We start from the raw sequence: 16,197 nt of genomic DNA, 5'->3' as shown, positions 1-16,197 counted from the left end.
GTGGATGCTCGCCACAGGGGCGAGCATGACGGCTGAGCCCATCACCCCCGCTTCAGCAGGAACACCGCCTGCGCGCCGAACAGGTTCCAGAACCACCAGGGCGCGTTGACGCCGACCTTGCCGCCGGCGGCGTCGAGCGCCACCGCGCGCTCCTTCTTGGCGCCGATCTGGTCGCAGAGCGTGACGAAGTCGCGGATCGTGCAGAAATGGATGTTGGGCGTGTCCCACCAGGAATAGGGCAGGGCGTCGGTCACAGGCATTCGCCCCTGGAAGAACACCTGGGAGCGCATCCGCCAATGGCCGAAATTCGGGAAGGAGACGATGGCGTGCCGGCCGATGCGCAGCATCTGCTCGAGCACGAGGCGGGGATTGCGCGTCGCCTGGATCGTCTGGGAGAGAATGACGTAGTCGAACGAGTCGTCCGGGTAGTCGGCAAGGTCGGTATCGGCGTCGCCCTGGATCACCGAAAGTCCGCGCGCCACGCAATCGGCCACGCCTTCGCGCGAAAGCTCGATGCCGCGCGCATCGACCCGGCGGGTCTCGGCCAGCAGAGCGAGCAGTGCGCCGTCGCCGCAGCCGACATCGAGCACGCGCGTGCCGGGCTGCACCATCTCGGCGACGAGCCTCAGGTCGATGCGGCTGGTCTGGGTGTCGCTGAAGGCCATGCTCAGAGTCCGCGTGCCCGTGCCGCGGCGCCGATGAAGCCGCGCGTCGTGGCGAAGAGATTGGGCTCCTCCAGCAGGAAGGCGTCGTGCCCCTTGTCGCTCTCCAGCTCGACGAAGGAGACCGAGGCGCCGGCCGCATTGAGTGCGTGCACGATCGCGCGCGAGTCGGCGGTAGGGAACAGCCAGTCGGAGGTGAACGACGCGACGCAGAAGCGCGTCTTCGTGCCGGCGAAGGCGCGCGCCAGCACGCCGTCATGGTCGTCGGCGAGGTCGAAATAATCCATCGCCCGCGTGACGTAGAGATAGGAATTGGCGTCGAAGCGCTCGACGAAGGAGAGGCCCTGGTGGCGGAGGTAACTCTCCACTTGAAAGTCCGCGTCGAAGGAGAAGGTCGGCGCCTCCCTGTCCTGCAGCTTGCGGCCGAACTTGCGGTGCAGGGCCTGCTCGGAGAGATAGGTGATATGCGCGCCCATCCGCGCCACCGAAAGCCCCTTGGCCGGCCGCGTGCCCTCTTCGAGATAGCGTCCTTGCCGCCAGTCCGGGTCGGCCATCACCGCCTGCCGGCCGACCTCGTGGAATGCGATGTTCTGGGCCGAGTGCTTGGCGCCCGTCGCCAGCGGCAGCGCCGAGAACACGCGGCCCGGATAGCTCGCCGCCCATTGCAGCACCTGCATGCCGCCCATCGAACCGCCGGCGACGCAGAACAGCGTCTCGATGCCGAGCGAGTCGATCAGCGCGGCCTGAGCCCGCACCATGTCGCGGATGGTGACGACCGGGAAGGACAGACCCCAGGGCTTGCCCGTCGTCGGGTTGGTCGAGGCCGGGCCGGTCGTGCCGGTGCAGCCGCCGATGACATTGGCGCAGATCACGAAGAAGCGCTCGGTATCGACCGGCTTGCCGGGGCCGATCATCGAGGTCCACCAGCCGCCCTTACCGGTGATCGGGTTCCGGCTCGCGACATACTGGTCGCCGGTCAGCGCGTGGCAGACCAGGATCGCATTGGATTTCGCGGCGTTGAGCTCGCCATAGGTCTGGTAGGCGATCTGCCAGCGATCGAGCACCACGCCGCAATCCATTAGCAAGGGCGTGTCGGGCCCGAAGCGCGCGACCGGGCTCGAAGGCTCGTTCGCCTCCTTCTGCGGGTCGGCCAGGCTGGGGGAGAGATCGCTCATTTCGTCCGCATCGACAGTATGATTTGTCTTGCCGGTCCGCGCGTTCGGAAAACCGAACTCTAGCGATGCCGTGCCGGCGCGCCGCTGTCAACGCGGGATTGCGCAGCCGGCTTTGCCAAGGGGCGGCGGGAGCGCTAAGGAGCGTGGCAACTCCTAAAGCCCTCATCCTGAGGAGCCGCGGAACGCGGCGTCTCGAAGGATGATCCAGCGGGTTCCGGAACCTCCTGGAGCATCCTTCGAGACGCAAGCCGTCGGCTTGCTCCTCAGGATGAGGGCTTACGGGCCCTCGTCGAGAAGCGCAGCCTGCCGCCATGACCGAAGCCGCCCCCACGACCCTCGCCGACCTGCGTGCCGGGATCGACCGCATCGACAGCGAGATGCATGCGCTGCTGATGGAGCGTTCGCAGATCATCGAGACGCTGATCGCGGTCAAGAAGACGCAGGCCTCCGGCTCCGCCTTCCGCCCCGGCCGCGAGGCGGACATGATGAAGCGCCTGGCGCTGCGGCATAAGGGGCTCCTGCCGCTCGACACGGTCGAGAGCATCTGGCGCATCATCATCGCCACCTTCACCTATGTGCAGGCGAATTATTCGGTGCATGCCGACGTTTCCGGCGGCGACCCGGCGATGCGCGATTCCGCCCGTTTCCATTTCGGCTTCACCGTCCCCTTCGTCCCGCATGAGGATGCGCGTGCGGTCATCCGTGCCGTGGCCGAGTCCGCCGGCGATCTCGGCATCTTCCGCATGGACCAGGGCGCCAGTGCCGGCATCTGGTGGCGCGATCTGATCGGCTCCGACAAACCGAAGATCATCGCGCGCCTGCCCTTCATCGAGCGGCCCGACCATCCGGCCGGCACGCCGGTCTACTGCATCGCCAAGCCGCTCGCCGATGCCGCCGTCCGCGAGATCGTGCTCTATGCCGCCCGCGTCGAGCGCTGGTCCGAGGGCTTGCGCCATGGCCTCGCCGAGCATCTCGCGGAGGTCTCGGCCTCCGCGGCCGACGGCTCGCATCTGTCGCTGCTGGTCGCGGCGTCGGGCGAGGTCGACCAGGCAGCGATCCGCGATGCGCTCATGCCCGCCGGGCTCAGCGACTTCTCGGAGGTCGGCAGCCACGCCGCCCGCTTCGCCGTCAAATCCGCCCGCTGAACGGGCACGCATCGCTCCCTGCTGCAAGGTCAATCACCATGACGACCGCCTCCCGCCCCGTCCCGCGTCCCGGCGTCCTCGATATCGAGGCCTATGTTCCCGGCAAGTCCGCCGCTCCCGCCGGCGTGAAACTACACAAGCTCTCCTCCAACGAAACCCCGCTCGGCCCGAGCCCGAAGGCCGTCGCGGCTTTTGAAGGCGTCGCCCGCAAGCTGGAGCTCTATCCGGACGGCACGTCGAGCAAGCTCAAGCAGGCGATCGCCGGGCGCTATGGTCTCGACCCGGCACGGATCATCTGCGGCAACGGCTCGGATGAACTGCTCGAACTCGTCACCAAGGCCTATCTCGGCGAGGGCGACGAGGGCATCTACAGCCAATACGGCTTCCTCGTTTATCGCATCGCTATCCTCGCCGCCGGCGGCAAGCCGGTCGTCGTGCCCGAGAAGAACTACACGGCCGATGTCGACGGCATCCTCGCCGCGGTGACGTCGAAGACCAAGATCGTCTTCCTCGCCAACCCGAATAATCCGACCGGCACCTATCTGCCCTTCGACGAGGTCAAGCGCCTGCAGGCCGGCCTGCCGCCGCATGTCCTGCTCGTGCTCGACGCGGCCTATGCCGAATATGTCCGCCGCAACGACTACGCTGCCGGCCTCGAGCTCGTCGCCGAGAGCGAGAACGTCGTGATGACGCGCACCTTCTCGAAGATCTATGGCCTCGCCAATCTGCGCATCGGCTGGCTTTATGCACCGGCCCATATCGTCGACGCGCTCGAGCGCATCCGCGGCCCCTTCAACGTCAATGGTGCCGCGATCGAGGCCGGCGCCGCCGCCATCGCCGACGAGGCCCATGTCGCCGCCGCGATCGAGCACAATGAGAAGTGGCTGGCCTGGACCACAGCCGCAATCGAGAAGCTCGGCCTCACCGTGACGCCCTCGGTCGGCAATTTCATCCTGATCCATTTCCCCGACACGCCGGGCAAGACCGCGAAGGAGGTGGATGCCATCCTGACCCAGCGCGGCTTCATCCTGCGCGGCGTCGGCGCCTATGGCTTGCCGGGCGCGCTGCGGATGACGATCGGCAGCGAGGAAGCCAATCGTGGCGTCGTTGGGGTGCTGGAAAACATCTTCATCGGCAATCCCTGATGGCGAGCGTTCCCGCATTTGCACCGCGCCGCGACGAGCCGGTCTTCGCCCGCCTCGCCATCATCGGCATCGGGCTGATCGGCTCCTCGATCGCGCGCGCGGCGAAGGAGCTGAACCTCGCCGGCACGATCGTCCTGGCGGATCGCGATGCGGCCGTCCGCCAGCGGGCGCGCGAACTCGATCTCGGCCATGCCATCGCCGAGACGGCGGCCGAGGCGGCTGTGGACGCCGATCACGTCATCCTCTGCGTGCCGGTCGGTGCCTGCGGGGAGGTTGCGGCCGAGATCGCGAGCGAGCTGAAATCGGGCGCGATCCTGTCGGATGTCGGCTCGGTCAAGGGCTCGGTCGTCGATGCGGTGTCGCCGCATCTGCCGGAAGGCGTCTCCTTCGTGCCGGCCCATCCGGTGGCGGGGACCGAGAATTCCGGCCCCGATGCCGGCTTCCCGAGCCTCTTCCTCAACCGCTGGTGCATCCTGACTCCGCCGGAGGGCACCGATCCGTCAGCCATCGCGAAAACCCGCCAATTCTGGGAGGGGATGGGCGCGCTGGTCGAGGTGATGAGTGCGCAGCACCATGACCTCGTTCTCGCGGTCACCAGCCATCTGCCGCATCTGATCGCCTACAACATCGTCGGCACGGCCGAGGATCTGGAGGCGGTAACGCAGTCGGAGGTGATCAAGTTTTCGGCCGGCGGCTTCCGTGATTTCACCCGCATCGCGGCCTCCGACCCGACGATGTGGCGCGACGTCTTCCTGCACAACAAGGAGGCGGTGCTGGAGATGCTCGGCCGCTTCAACGAGGACCTCGCGCTGCTGACCCGCGCCATCCGCTATGGCGACGGCGAGACGCTGCACAAGCACTTCACCCGCACCCGCGCCATCCGCCGCGGCATCGTCGCGCTCGGTCAGGAGAAGCCGGAGACGGAGAAGCTGCGCAAGGATTGAAGAGGCGGTGACCGACCGGCGCTGCGATCGGACCGGATCGCAGCGGCTGCAAAAGGCGAGCTGTGCACGATGTCGAGTATGGCTTGCCAAGCCCCGCGGCGGCTGTTACAGCGCCACCCGTTGCCGCAATAGCTCAGCTGGTAGAGCACCTCATTCGTAATGAGGGGGTCGGGGGTTCGAATCCCTCTTGCGGCACCACCAAACTCCCCGAAATCGCAGGTACTTAGACGCGCTGCGGCTTCGGGTGTTGGTCCCGGCGCACGGTTACGGAAACCGCAACCTCAGACGAAACCCCGGCGGGGCATGCCCGCCTGCGCAGCCAGCGCCGCCGCCAGCGGATTTTGCGGCTGGCCGGGCACTTGGAAGGGCTGCGGGTGCAGCATCTGGGCCGAAAGCTCGATCTGGGCCGGCGCCTGCCCGACGCCTTGCAGCGCCCGCGCCGAAGCAGCCCCGATCTGCTGCGCGAGCCCGGTTCCGAGGATGCCCGGCGAGGCATCCTGAGAATTGCCGGACAGGGGCCGAAGCGCCGCCGCCGGATGTGCCGGTGCTCTCCCCCGTCTTGGCCAGATCGCGCAACAGGTCCGCAACGGTCGTGTCATTGCTGGTCTGCGGCATCTGCATAGCGGGCACCCCCGATGCAGCGGGAGCGGCGTTCTGCAAGTCGGTCACGTTCCGGGGCGTGGCGCCGCCGAGCCCGGCCGGCATCACCTTGGCGCTGCCGGGCGCCCCGGCCACTTCGATGTGCCAGTCTTCGCCCCGCGCGAGCAGCGGGAAGGCGAGCCCGTAAGCCGGCGCTTGCTTGTGAACCCAATCACGCACCGCGTCGCGCTCGGGGTGCCCCGCATGCCGAACGACAGGTCAAGGCTGTCGCCGCGCTCATGCTTCGATCGGCCGGGCGGGGCGGCGAGCGGCCCCTTACCGGCCTTGTAGAGCTCGTAAAGCTCGGCCTGCTTTTCGCGGGTTCGCTCCCCGGAATTGATCCACACCGCATCACGGATGTTCGGCGGCGCGGCGTCGAGCATGGCGGCTGCCAAGCCCCTCTTGCAGCCCTGCAATATTGACCCCCGGTTTGCGATAGCCTTCCAGCCGGGCGAGGTAGTCAGCCGAAACGGGCTGCTGAGGCGGCTGAGGCGGCTGGGAGGGCGTAGGAGCGGCGCCGGGCGGAATTTGGTAGTTGGAAGCCCCACCGGCCCGGCGATCGGCGCCAGCGAGGCCGCTATGGTGCTGCCATTGCCACCGTAGAACCGATGGCCCCCGATCTCCTGATAGGGGCCGGTTGCCCATGCCGGTGCCGCCCGGCCCAACTGCGCTTGCGCCGCCGGGGCATAGAAGTTCATCGCGCCCCCGGTCGGGTCGCCCTGCATGCCCACCAAGATCGTGTTGCGGATCGCCGCGTATTGCGGGCCGTTGGCGTCGAGCCCCTGCATGCGCGCCCGGCCGGCATCGGTGCCCCACGGCTCGAATTGATTGGGCGCGAGCACGGGTATCGGCCGCAGAACCGCCATTGCGGGCCATGCGGTTGCCGATCACCGCCGCCACCGCCTGCTGCCCGAGCACCGGCTGATCGGCCGCTTCGCCATAGACGGTGGGGGTCAGATAATCGAGCTGATCCGGCGGCAGGCTCGCCCAGTTGTAAGCCATCAGCGCTTTTCCTCATCCCGACGCCCGGCGGCTACACCGCTGCCGACGCCCGCTTGGAAGAGCCGTTCCGCGAGCAGGCGCCCGGCCTGCCGGTTGGTCTGATGAGCGAAGAAGGGCAGAGAAAAATACGCCGCCACAGGTAACGTGGCGGCGTGGTGCTCTCTCGCTTACTAGCGACCTAGCTGCCGGAGCGGCCGGCGAGTTGCGGCACGAACATGTCGCTCCACTTGGCAGGCTTCACCTTGATCGAGCCGGCCTTGTGCATGAACTCGGCGAATTTCATCACACCCTCGGGCGTCGCGGTGAAGCGGGCGTCCTTGTCCTCGATCATCTCCTGGACCTCGGCGGCGTCGATCTTCACCTTCGAGCCCTTGGCGAAGATCTCGGCGGCGAGCTTCTTGTCCTTGGCGATCAGGGCGTTGGCGTCGTCCATCGCGTCGATGAAGGCCTGGGTCATCTTCGGGTTGGCGTCGACGAACTTCTTCGGCGCGAAGGTGACGTCGAGCGTCAGGTTGCCGAGATAGTCGACCGAGTTGAGCACGCGGTGGATGCCGGCGCTCTTGGCCTCGATATACTGGAAGGGCGGCGAGGTGAAATGCGCCTTGATCTCGGTCTTGCCGCCGACGAGCGCGGCCAGCGCCTCCGGATGCGGCAGGCTCACCGTCATCGGGTCCATCTTGGCATAGTTCGCGTCGCCGAATTCCTTGGCCGCGATCATCTGCAGCACGACGGCGGCGAGCGAGGTCTTGATGCCGGGCAGAGCGATCTTGTCGGTCGCGCTGAAGTCCTTCAGCGACTTGAGTCCCGGCTTGTTCGACATCATCCAGAGCGAGGTCGAGCTCATGCCGGAGACGCCGACGACCTCGACGCCCGGAATGCCCTTGGCCTTAGCCCAGAGCGTGACGAAGCCCGGCGCTCCGGTGCCGGCGAAATCGAGCGTCCCGGCCATCATCGCGTCGTTGATGACGTTGCCGCCGTCGAGCATCAGCCAGGTCACCTTGATGTCGCCGAGGCCGGCGGCCTTGGCGCGCTTCTCCAGGAACTGCTGGTCCTGCATGACGAAGAGCGGCAGGTAGAGGATGCCGAAGCCCTTGGAGATGCGGACCTCGCTGACCTCGGCCCGGGCCGGGGCGGCGAGCGCCGCGCCGAGCGCGGCGACCGTGAAGGCGGTGCGCAGGAAAGTCTTGAATGCCATGGGTATGTCCCTCCGAGTGACGGCCGTTCGGCCTTGTGAAGTGTCGATATCAGTGCTGCATGCCCCAGCGGCGGATCGTCTTGCGCTCGATGACGGCGAAGATGACGTTCTCGACGAAGAGGCCGATCAGGATAACGGTGAACAGGCCGGCGAAGACATTCGCGGTCTCGAGCTGGTTGCGGTTCTCGAAGATGAACCAGCCCAGCCCGCCTGAGCCCGAGGAGACGCCGAAGACGAGTTCGGCCGCGATCAGGGTGCGCCAGGCGAAGGCCCAGCCGACCTTGAGGCCGGTCAGGATCGCCGGGAAGGCGGCGGGGATCAGGATGAGCCGCACCAGCTTCAAGCCCCGCAGGCCGTAGTTCTGGCCGACCATGCGCAGCGTGTTCGAGACCGAGCGGAAGCCGGCATGGGTGTTGAGCGCGATCGCCCAGAGCACGGAATGGACGAGCACGAAGATCACGCTGCCGGTGCCGAGCCCGAACCAGATGAGCGCCAGCGGCAGCAGCGCGATCGCCGGCAGCGGGTTGAACATCGAGGTCAGGGTTTCCAGCAGGTCGGCGCCGATGCGCGAGCCGATCGCCAGCGTCGTCAGCAGCGCGGCGAGCACGATGCCGATGCCGTAGCCGATGACGAGCGTCTGCAGCGAGACCAGCATCCGCTGCGGGATGACGCCGTTGACGATGTTCTCGACGAAGGCCTGGACCGTCTGGCCGAAGGTCGGGAACAGCAGGGGGTTGCCGAGCCAGCGGCCATAGGCCTCCCAGGCGAGGGCGAGCACCGCGAGGATCAGGCCCTTGCGGACGAAGCCGAGGCGATAGATCCGCTCGACCCAGCCGAGGGTCTTGGCGACGACGGGGGCGTCGCTCGAATTGACGTCGCGGATGATTTCCGGACGGAAGCTGACGAGGTCGGTCATGTCGGTCTCCTCCGGCTCAATGATGCGCGAACAGCATGTCGTTGATGCGGGTTTCGAGCGCGGCCTGCTTGCCGGTGCCCATCTCTTCGGGCGGCACGCTGTTGAGCTCGGCCTTGACCTCGCCGGGATGCGGCGAGAGCAGCAGGATGCGGGTGCCGATCCTGATCGCCTCCTCGATCGAGTGGGTGACGAAGAGCACGGTGAACCTGGTGTCGTCCCAGAGACGCAGCAGCTCATCCTGCATCTTGCGGCGGGTGAGGGCGTCGAGCGCGGCGAAGGGCTCGTCCATCAGCAGGACGTCCGGCTCCATCGCCATGCCACGCGCGATCGCCACGCGCTGCTTCATGCCGCCCGACAGCATATGCGGGTAGCTGTCGATGAACTTGGAGAGGCCGACCTTGTCGATATAGGAGCGGGCGCGCTCGGCTGCTTCGGAGGGGGTAGCGCGGCCCGAGGCCGTCAGCGCGAAGACGACGTTCTCGCGCACGGTCTTCCAGGGCAGGAGCTGGTCGAATTCCTGGAACACCATCATCCGGTCCGGGCCGGGGCCGGAGACCTTGCGGCCCTTCAGGCTGATTTCGCCTTCGACCGGCGTGAGGTACCCGCCGATCGCCTTGAGCAGGGTCGACTTGCCGCAGCCAGACGGGCCGAGCAGGACGAAGCGATCGGACGGATAGACATCGAAGGAGACGCGCCGGGTCGCGGTCACCACCACGTCGGGCGTCTTGTATTGCAGCGTCACGCCCTCGACCGAGAGGAGCGGAGTCGCAGTTGCAGCGTCGAACGGGGCCAGCATGCACCCTCCCTTCTTTCGTTTCCTTGCGCACTTATGGGCGCTTGCCGAGGGTGATAATCTGCGAGGCTGACTCCAGCCTGACTCGGAGCCGGGAGGGAGATCCGCTTGCGCGTACTGGTCGTGGAGGACACTGCCGATATCGCCGAGGCCGTGGTGATGCGGCTGGAGAAGATCGGCCACGCGGTCGACTGGGAGCAGGACGGCATCACGGCCTCCGAGCTCCTGCATGTGCAGGCCTATGATCTCGTCGTGCTCGATCTGAGCCTGCCTGGACAGGACGGTTTGGCGGTGCTCCGACAGATGCGGGCGCGGCGGCTGAAGACGCCGGTCCTGGTGCTGACGGCCCGCTCGGCGGTGGACGAACGGATCGGTGCGCTCGATCTCGGCGCCGACGACTACCTGATCAAGCCCTTCGACTATGGCGAGCTTGAAGCTCGCGCCCGGGCGCTGTTGCGGCGCAGTGCCGGGCAATCCGACAACCTGCTGCGCGTCGGGCCGCTCGTGATCGACCGGGCCGGGCGCGTCGCCAGCGTGAATGACAGGCCGCTCAACCTGACCCGGCGCGAATTGACGGTTCTCGAAATCCTCGCCGCGCGTCCAGACCGGATCGTGCCGAAGGAGGAACTGGTCGAGCAGCTCTTCAATTTCGACCAGGAGGCGAGCCCCAACGCGGTCGAGCAGTTCGTCGCGCGGCTGCGCCGCAAGCTGGCCGATGCCTCGGTCGAGATCAGGACCCTGCGTGGATTGGGGTATCAGCTTGCGGTTGTCTGAGCTGCGCCTGTCGCTGCGCTTCCGCATTATCGCGGTGCTGGCGGCGGTGCTGGCGGCGGGGGCGATCGTGCTCGGCGCCGCCGCCTGGCATTCCTCTTCGCTCGCCGCGCAGCAGGCCTATGATCGCTTGCTGCGCGGCGGCGCCGTGCAGATCGCCGAGAATGTCTATGTCCAGGGCGGTGTCGTCACTGTCGATCCGCCGGTCTCGACGATCGCGACGCTCGCCGACTACGACCTCGTCTTCTACAAGGTGGTCGACCCGCGCGGCATTGTGGTCGCCGGCTACGAGGATCTCGCCTCGGACGCGGATCCCGTGGAGACCCGCGCCGGGGTCGTGCTGGAGGATGGCCTCTATCAGGGCCAGCCCGTGCGCATCGCGACGTTGGCCCGGCAGATCGATCTGCCGGGAACCAACAATTGGGCGACGATCGTCGTCGCCCAGACGACCGATGCCCGGCGCGCGCTGGCACGGGACCTGACGCTGAAGGCGCTCGGCGTCATCGCGGTGATGAGCGTGCTGGCCCTGCTCGCGGCTGCCTATGCGGTGACGCTGGCACTGAAGCCGCTGACCCGCATCGAGCGCGAGATTGCGGCGAGGCGACCTGACGACCTGCGCCCGATCGAGGCCGAGCCGCCGCTGGAAATCCGCAATCTCGTCGAGGCGATCGACGACTTCATGCGCCGTCTCTCCGAGCGGATGGCGATCATGCAGCGCTTCATCGCCGATGCTGCGCACCAGATCCGCACGCCGCTCGCCGCGCTCGATGCCCAGGTCGAGATCCTGATCGGCACGCCCGCATCGCGGCGCAAGGCCGATACCGTCAAACGCATCCACGAACGCACGGCGGAGCTCGGCCGTCTGACCGGGCAATTGCTCGACCATGCGATGGTGATCCATCGCAAGGACGCGGCCGCGACCACGCCAATCGATCTCAACGAGTTGGCTAAAGCCGTGCTTGCGAAGGCCGTGCCTCTTTCGCTGCCCCGCGAAATTGATATCGCCTTCGTGCCGGCGGAGACATCACCGACGGTGGACGGCGATGCCGTGAGCTTGCGCGAAGCTCTCAGCAATCTGATCGACAATGCTCTGACACACGGTGCCCGAAGCCGCCTTCTCGTGACGGTCGGCGCTGACGAAACCCAAGCCTGGATCGAAGTGGCCGACGATGGCGACGGCTTTTCCGCTTCGCCAGCAGAGCTGATCCAGCCTTTTGTCAAGGGCACCGCCTCTCGTGGCTCAGGCCTGGGCCTCGCGATTGCGTCGGAGGTCGCAATAATGCACGAGGGCAAACTTACAGTAGCGCGTGAAAGCGGCACGACCCTGGTCAGGCTCGTTCTCGCACGCTGAGCCGCGCGCCCAGCGTCTCTCCGAGCGCAAGCTGCGGTGCGTTTGATGTGATGAAGCTACCCGCTCACTTCGATATCGCGCCATGCAAGTCAGACCAGCAAGAAGTACCGAATGTCTCCTTCCGGATAGTCGTTCGTTGTCAGCTTTTGGCGCTACTTGCCATCAGCTGGACCGCCTTGATCAGCAACCCGAGACCGGACCGTAGCGCTTCGGGGCTTGAAATTACTGCACGAGTCTCCGTGGCATTCGCAAAAAACATGCGCCGTGCAGATAGCGCCCGGCCGGAGCGTCTGCATCATAGCGGTTGTCCGGCTGGGACGGGCCTGAAGCTCGAGCCGCAGCCGACGACGTGCGGCATTCCGGCCCGCATGCAAAAAGGGTGGGTTGGGGGACCCTGTGCGGATATCATTAGGGGCTTGTTTTGCCGTAGTTCTGGTCGCCGTCGCCATGGCGTCCGCACCTGTTTCCTCAGGGGAGGTCCCCGAGGCTTCTCTCGGGTTGAAACCCAGACTGCTCGACGGCGATTGGCGCAACGACCTCGCCGGCCACGGCATAAGCTTCGACGCCTGGTGGACGCAGATCTACCAGGGCTCGCCGCGCGGAAAAGGCATCCATTCCTGGCAGTATGGCGGCAAGGGCGATCTTCAGGTGGTGCAACCTGTTCTCGCCAGCGCGCAGACGGGTGTGACGGCGTCACTGCGTACGAAAGCGAGATTCTGAAGCTCGAATATGCCCAGATGGCGGACCCCATCGTCGGTAGGATCTGCACATTGCAGCGGGACGCAAAACGTATTGGAAAACATCAACCTCGGGATTTTTCACGATGATCACATGCACTGCTGTGGATGAAACCCCGGAATCCGCGTTCGGCTGCATCTGCCACAGCCCGGCTTTCGCCCGCCTCAACGCAATCGTGGAACAGAAGTTCTCGCGCCGGTCGTTCCTGACGGGTGCGGCCGCAGCAGCCGGCATTCCCGCGGCGCCGGCCAAGCCTGTCTAAATGTCCGCGTATGCGCGAGACACCAATGTCCGGATGTGGCGCGGGTCAGACGCTGCTGCCTCTAATACCGTGCACTCTGGGCTGCGAAGCCGCCGCTCGGGCAATCGCTGCTCAATGGACATGGGGTAAAGGGGGCATCATCGCTTATCGAGTGGAAAGATGGGCCGCCGCACCTTGCGATAGGGCAATTTTCCGAGATCGGGCGTGCACAGCGCCCCGCTGTCGCAGACGATGACCTTGCCGGCGATCGGTTCGAAGGCAGCACGGAAATGCTGCATCGACTTCAAACCGACGACGCGCTTCGCCGCGGGGTCGATGCCGAAGGCGCGGAACTGCTGCAGGTCGTTCATCTGGGCGCGGATCGTGGTGACGAGGATCTCGATATCGCCGACGCGCAGCACCGCGCAGGGCCCCCAGCTCGCCTGCAAACCGCCCATCATCGGTCCGTCGCCGGTATAATCGCCATCGCTGACGCTGACGAGCGTGCCGGTGAGCGCGAGCGGCCCGCCGCCGATCTCGGGATCGACCTTGCCGCCGAGCCGGACCGAGACCGTCGAACCCGGTTGGCCCTTGCGCAATTCGGCCGCGACCTCTGGATCGACCATCGGGCCGAAGCAGGCGTCCTTGAGATCGGCCGCGATCATGCCCTTGAGCAGGCCGGTCGCATCGCCATAGCCGCCGCCGCCGGGATTGTCGGCATAATCCGCGATGATCAGCGGCCCCTTCGTCGCGACATAGGACTTGGCTTCCGCGACTGCGTCCTCGACCGAGAGGAAATCCGTGACCTTCTCGAAGCGGCGCTGCCACATGTCCTCGACCATCGCCTCGGCGAAGGCCTGGTGCTTCTCGCGCTCGCCCTCGCAGGTGACGAGCACGGTCGGGCCGACCTCATGGATATCGGCATTGCCGAAGCCGCCATTGACGCTGACGGCGAAGACGCCCGCTTGCTTCTCATAGGCCTTGGCCTTGGCGATGCGCTCGACCATCGGGCCGATATCGGTGCGCCCGCCATTCACCTCTTCCAGCATCGGCCGCTCGGCGCGCAGCGTCACCGGCCTGATCTCGCCCTTCATCGTCCGCTGCATGATGCCGGCCGCGAGCTTGCCGATCTCGCGCATGTCGACATGCGGATAGGTCTTGTAGGAAATCACGATATCAGCGAGCTCGGTCATCTTGCGGGTCACGTTTGCATGGGGGTCGAGCGTGACGCCGATCGGCACGTCCGGCCCAAGCACGGCCCGGACGCGCTCCAGCAATTCGCCCTCGCCGTCCTCGCAGAACTCCGTGACCATGGCGCCGTGCAGGCCGAGCAGCACGCCATTGATCTTTTCGGCATGGGCCTTCGCCGTCTCGACGATGACGCTGGCGATCCGGTCGAAGGCGTCGCGCGTCACCGGGCCGGAAGGCTGGGCGGCGGCGCTTATCGCGTGGATGACCTTCCAGCCGGCCGGGCGGCCGATATCGAGGAAGCCGGCGATCGGGGTGTTGGCCTCGGCACGCGCGGCGATCGCCTCCTCGCCCAGGCTGATGCCGCGATCGGTGAAGGCGGCATAATCGGCCGGGCAGCGGCTGAAGGTATTGCTCTCATGCGAGAACTCGGCGGTCAGGACGGTGAAGCTCATGGCGTTCCTCTGGCTGTTTCGCGAGTTATTGGGAGACTTCAGCCGTCCCGCAGCGGGCGGCGGATATCGAGCGCCTCGATCAGCGCATCACCGAACAAGTTGATGGCGATGACGGCCGCGGCGATGACGAGGCCGGGGAAGATGATGATCCAGGGCGCGATAAATATCTGCGCGGTGCCGGAGCTCATCATCGCCCCCCAGCTCGGCACGGGTGGCTGCGCGCCGAGCCCGAAGAAGCCGAGCGTCGCTTCCAATACGATCGCATCGCCCGTCGCCAGCATGCCCGCGACGATGACCGGGGTCATCGCATTAGGCAGGAGATGCAGGAAGAGCACGCGCGCAGGCCTGGCGCCCGCCGTCACTGCCGCATCGACGAAGAGCTCGCCCTTCAGCGCCATCACCTGCGCCCGGGTCAGGCGGGTGAACTGCGCGAGATAGGCGATCGCGATGGCGATCGCGGTCGAATGCAGTCCGGGTCCCAGGATCGCGATCAGGATCAGCGCCAGCAGGATTTCCGGGAAGGACCAGGTCAGGTCGACGATGACGGTGACGATCTTGTCGAAGACGCCGCCGAAATAACCGGCGGCAGCGCCGAGCGTCGCACCCATCAGTACCGACAGCGCGATCGAGAGCACGCTGACGCTGAGCGAGGTCCGCGCGCCCTGGATGATGCGCGAGAGCAGGTCGCGCCCGAACTCGTCGGTGCCGAGCCAATGCGCGGCCGAGGGCGGCGTGTTGGCCATGGAGAGCTTCTGCGCGGCATAATCATAGGGCGCGATCCAGGGCGCGAAGAGCGCGCAGAGCACGAGCGCCAGCAGGAACAGCGCGCAGATGGCGCCGCGCGGCGACCGGATGATACGGCCAGCGAGAGACGAACGGCTCATCGGGCACCCATCGCTTCGCGCAGTCGCGGATCGAGCGCCGCCTGGGCAAGATCGCCGATCAGCGTGCCGAGCATCACCGCGATCGCCAGCATCAAGAGGCAGCCCTGCACCAGCGGATAATCGCGCTGGCCCAGGCCCGTGATCAGCAAGGAGCCGAGCCCCGGCCGGGCGAAGACGTACTCGACCGTGACCGCGCCACCGAGAATCCAGCCGATGCGCAGGCCGAGAATGGTCATGACCGGCAGCATCGCCTGCTGCAGGACGTGGCGGAGCTGGATGCGCCAGAACGGCACGCCCTTGGCCTGCAGCACGCGCACGAAATCCCGCTGCGAGATCTCGACCATCGCGGCGCGGGTGACGCGGGCGATCAGTGCCGTGCCGCCGATGCCGATGGTCAGCGCCGGCAGCACCAGCGCATCCCAGGTCCGGGCGCCCGAGACCGGGAACCATTCGAACTGCACGGCGAACATCAGGATCATCAGGAGCGCCAGCCAGAAGCTCGGCAGCGTCGAGCCCAGCAGGATGAAGCCCATCACCGCCCGGTCGAACAGGCTGTCGCGGAAGGACGCCGCCAGCACGCCGGTGACGATCCCGACCGTGGTCGAGAAGAGCAGCGCCGTGCCGCCGAGCGCGAGGCTATGCGGCATGTTTTCGGCGATGAGCTGCGAGACCGGCTGGCGCATCACGATGGCATCGCCGAAATCGCCGGTGACGACCTTGGCGAGCCAGCGCCCGTACTGGACCAGCAGCGGCTGGTCCAGGCCGTAGCGGGCGATCATCTGTGCCCGCTGCTCAGGGGAGGAGCCGACCTGGATCAGATGCTCCAGCGGATCGCCCGGCACGAGATGGATGATCATGAAGATCACCAGCGAGACGGCGAGGAAGACCGGCACCAGCATGGCGAGGCGCCGGATCGCGAAGCGCAGCAAGGATCGATCTCCCGCGTGATCTGT

The 16,197-nt window shown here is 66.5% G+C and carries 16 protein-coding genes and 1 tRNA gene; 7 read left to right on the top strand and 10 right to left on the bottom strand.

Annotated features, from left to right (window positions below; genetic code table 11):
• Window positions 1–41: 41 nt before the first annotated feature.
• The gene (gene metW / locus B5Y19_RS09420; RefSeq protein WP_055728728.1) at window positions 42–665 is read right to left on the bottom strand and encodes a methionine biosynthesis protein MetW; all 624 of its coding nucleotides are present in this window, start codon (window positions 663–665) and stop codon (window positions 42–44) included.
• Between the two features lie 2 nt (window positions 666–667).
• Window positions 668–1,837, bottom strand: a complete 1,170-nt coding sequence (gene metX, locus B5Y19_RS09415; protein WP_055728727.1) for a homoserine O-acetyltransferase MetX — start codon at window positions 1,835–1,837, stop codon at window positions 668–670.
• Window positions 1,838–2,148: 311 nt separating this feature from the next.
• Here metX and B5Y19_RS09410 point away from each other — a divergent pair, with 311 nt between their 5' ends.
• From B5Y19_RS09410 to B5Y19_RS09395, 4 genes are all read left to right on the top strand, one after another.
• Window positions 2,149–2,982: a chorismate mutase gene (locus B5Y19_RS09410; protein WP_055728726.1), complete on the top strand. Its 834-nt coding sequence runs from the start codon at window positions 2,149–2,151 to the stop codon at window positions 2,980–2,982.
• 38 nt (window positions 2,983–3,020) lie between these two features.
• The gene (gene hisC / locus B5Y19_RS09405; protein WP_055728725.1) at window positions 3,021–4,127 is read left to right on the top strand and encodes a histidinol-phosphate transaminase; all 1,107 of its coding nucleotides are present in this window, start codon (window positions 3,021–3,023) and stop codon (window positions 4,125–4,127) included.
• Complete coding sequence (locus B5Y19_RS09400; protein WP_055728724.1) at window positions 4,127–5,071, top strand: prephenate/arogenate dehydrogenase family protein; 945 nt, start codon at window positions 4,127–4,129, stop codon at window positions 5,069–5,071. The genes hisC and B5Y19_RS09400 overlap by 1 nt, the downstream gene beginning before the upstream one ends.
• Before the next feature lie 122 nt (window positions 5,072–5,193).
• A tRNA-Thr gene (locus B5Y19_RS09395) sits at window positions 5,194–5,269 on the top strand.
• Between the two features lie 83 nt (window positions 5,270–5,352).
• On the opposite strand, the gene B5Y19_RS09390 is transcribed toward B5Y19_RS09395, so the two are convergent.
• The 5 genes from B5Y19_RS09390 to B5Y19_RS09370 form a co-directional block, all read right to left on the bottom strand.
• Complete coding sequence (locus tag B5Y19_RS09390) at window positions 5,353–5,670, bottom strand: hypothetical protein (protein ID WP_139384327.1); 318 nt, start codon at window positions 5,668–5,670, stop codon at window positions 5,353–5,355.
• A gap of 105 nt (window positions 5,671–5,775) precedes the next feature.
• Window positions 5,776–6,576: a cell wall hydrolase gene (locus B5Y19_RS09385; protein WP_079591380.1), complete on the bottom strand. Its 801-nt coding sequence runs from the start codon at window positions 6,574–6,576 to the stop codon at window positions 5,776–5,778.
• Window positions 6,577–6,890: 314 nt separating this feature from the next.
• Window positions 6,891–7,907 (bottom strand): ABC transporter substrate-binding protein, encoded by a 1,017-nt coding sequence (locus B5Y19_RS09380; protein WP_079591379.1) that lies wholly within the window; start codon window positions 7,905–7,907, stop codon window positions 6,891–6,893.
• 49 nt (window positions 7,908–7,956) lie between these two features.
• Window positions 7,957–8,823, bottom strand: coding sequence for an ABC transporter permease (locus B5Y19_RS09375; protein WP_055728720.1), 867 nt, complete (start codon window positions 8,821–8,823; stop codon window positions 7,957–7,959).
• A 16-nt stretch (window positions 8,824–8,839) separates the two neighbouring features.
• Window positions 8,840–9,619 (bottom strand): ABC transporter ATP-binding protein, encoded by a 780-nt coding sequence (locus B5Y19_RS09370; protein WP_055728719.1) that lies wholly within the window; start codon window positions 9,617–9,619, stop codon window positions 8,840–8,842.
• Window positions 9,620–9,724: 105 nt separating this feature from the next.
• On the opposite strand from B5Y19_RS09370, the gene B5Y19_RS09365 reads away from it, so the two are divergent.
• From B5Y19_RS09365 to B5Y19_RS09355, 3 genes are all read left to right on the top strand, one after another.
• Window positions 9,725–10,390, top strand: coding sequence for a response regulator transcription factor (locus B5Y19_RS09365; protein WP_055728718.1), 666 nt, complete (start codon window positions 9,725–9,727; stop codon window positions 10,388–10,390).
• Window positions 10,332–11,738, top strand: a complete 1,407-nt coding sequence (locus B5Y19_RS09360; RefSeq protein WP_055728717.1) for a sensor histidine kinase — start codon at window positions 10,332–10,334, stop codon at window positions 11,736–11,738. The genes B5Y19_RS09365 and B5Y19_RS09360 overlap by 59 nt, the downstream gene beginning before the upstream one ends.
• Before the next feature lie 498 nt (window positions 11,739–12,236).
• On the top strand, window positions 12,237–12,458 hold the full coding sequence (locus B5Y19_RS09355) for a hypothetical protein (RefSeq protein WP_055728716.1): 222 nt from the start codon (window positions 12,237–12,239) through the stop codon (window positions 12,456–12,458).
• A gap of 417 nt (window positions 12,459–12,875) precedes the next feature.
• Here B5Y19_RS09355 and B5Y19_RS09350 read toward each other — a convergent pair whose 3' ends face one another.
• Genes B5Y19_RS09350 through B5Y19_RS09340 form a run of 3 tightly spaced genes read right to left on the bottom strand, consistent with a single transcriptional unit; the run spans window position 12,876 to window position 16,173 of the window.
• Window positions 12,876–14,360 carry a M81 family metallopeptidase gene (locus tag B5Y19_RS09350; RefSeq protein WP_055728715.1) on the bottom strand — a complete coding sequence of 495 codons (1,485 nt, stop codon included), beginning with the start codon at window positions 14,358–14,360 and terminating at the stop codon, window positions 12,876–12,878.
• A 38-nt stretch (window positions 14,361–14,398) separates the two neighbouring features.
• Entirely contained in the window at window positions 14,399–15,244 is an 846-nt protein-coding gene (locus tag B5Y19_RS09345) for an ABC transporter permease (RefSeq protein ID WP_055728714.1), read from the bottom strand.
• Window positions 15,241–16,173 (bottom strand): ABC transporter permease, encoded by a 933-nt coding sequence (locus B5Y19_RS09340; RefSeq protein ID WP_055728713.1) that lies wholly within the window; start codon window positions 16,171–16,173, stop codon window positions 15,241–15,243. The genes B5Y19_RS09345 and B5Y19_RS09340 overlap by 4 nt, the downstream gene beginning before the upstream one ends.
• Window positions 16,174–16,197: the final 24 nt, after the last annotated feature.

The sequence above is a fragment of the Allobosea thiooxidans genome, assembly GCF_900168195.1.
Lineage (GTDB): Bacteria > Pseudomonadota > Alphaproteobacteria > Rhizobiales > Beijerinckiaceae > Allobosea > Allobosea thiooxidans.
This window is presented reverse-complemented; position numbering and strand designations above follow the sequence as displayed.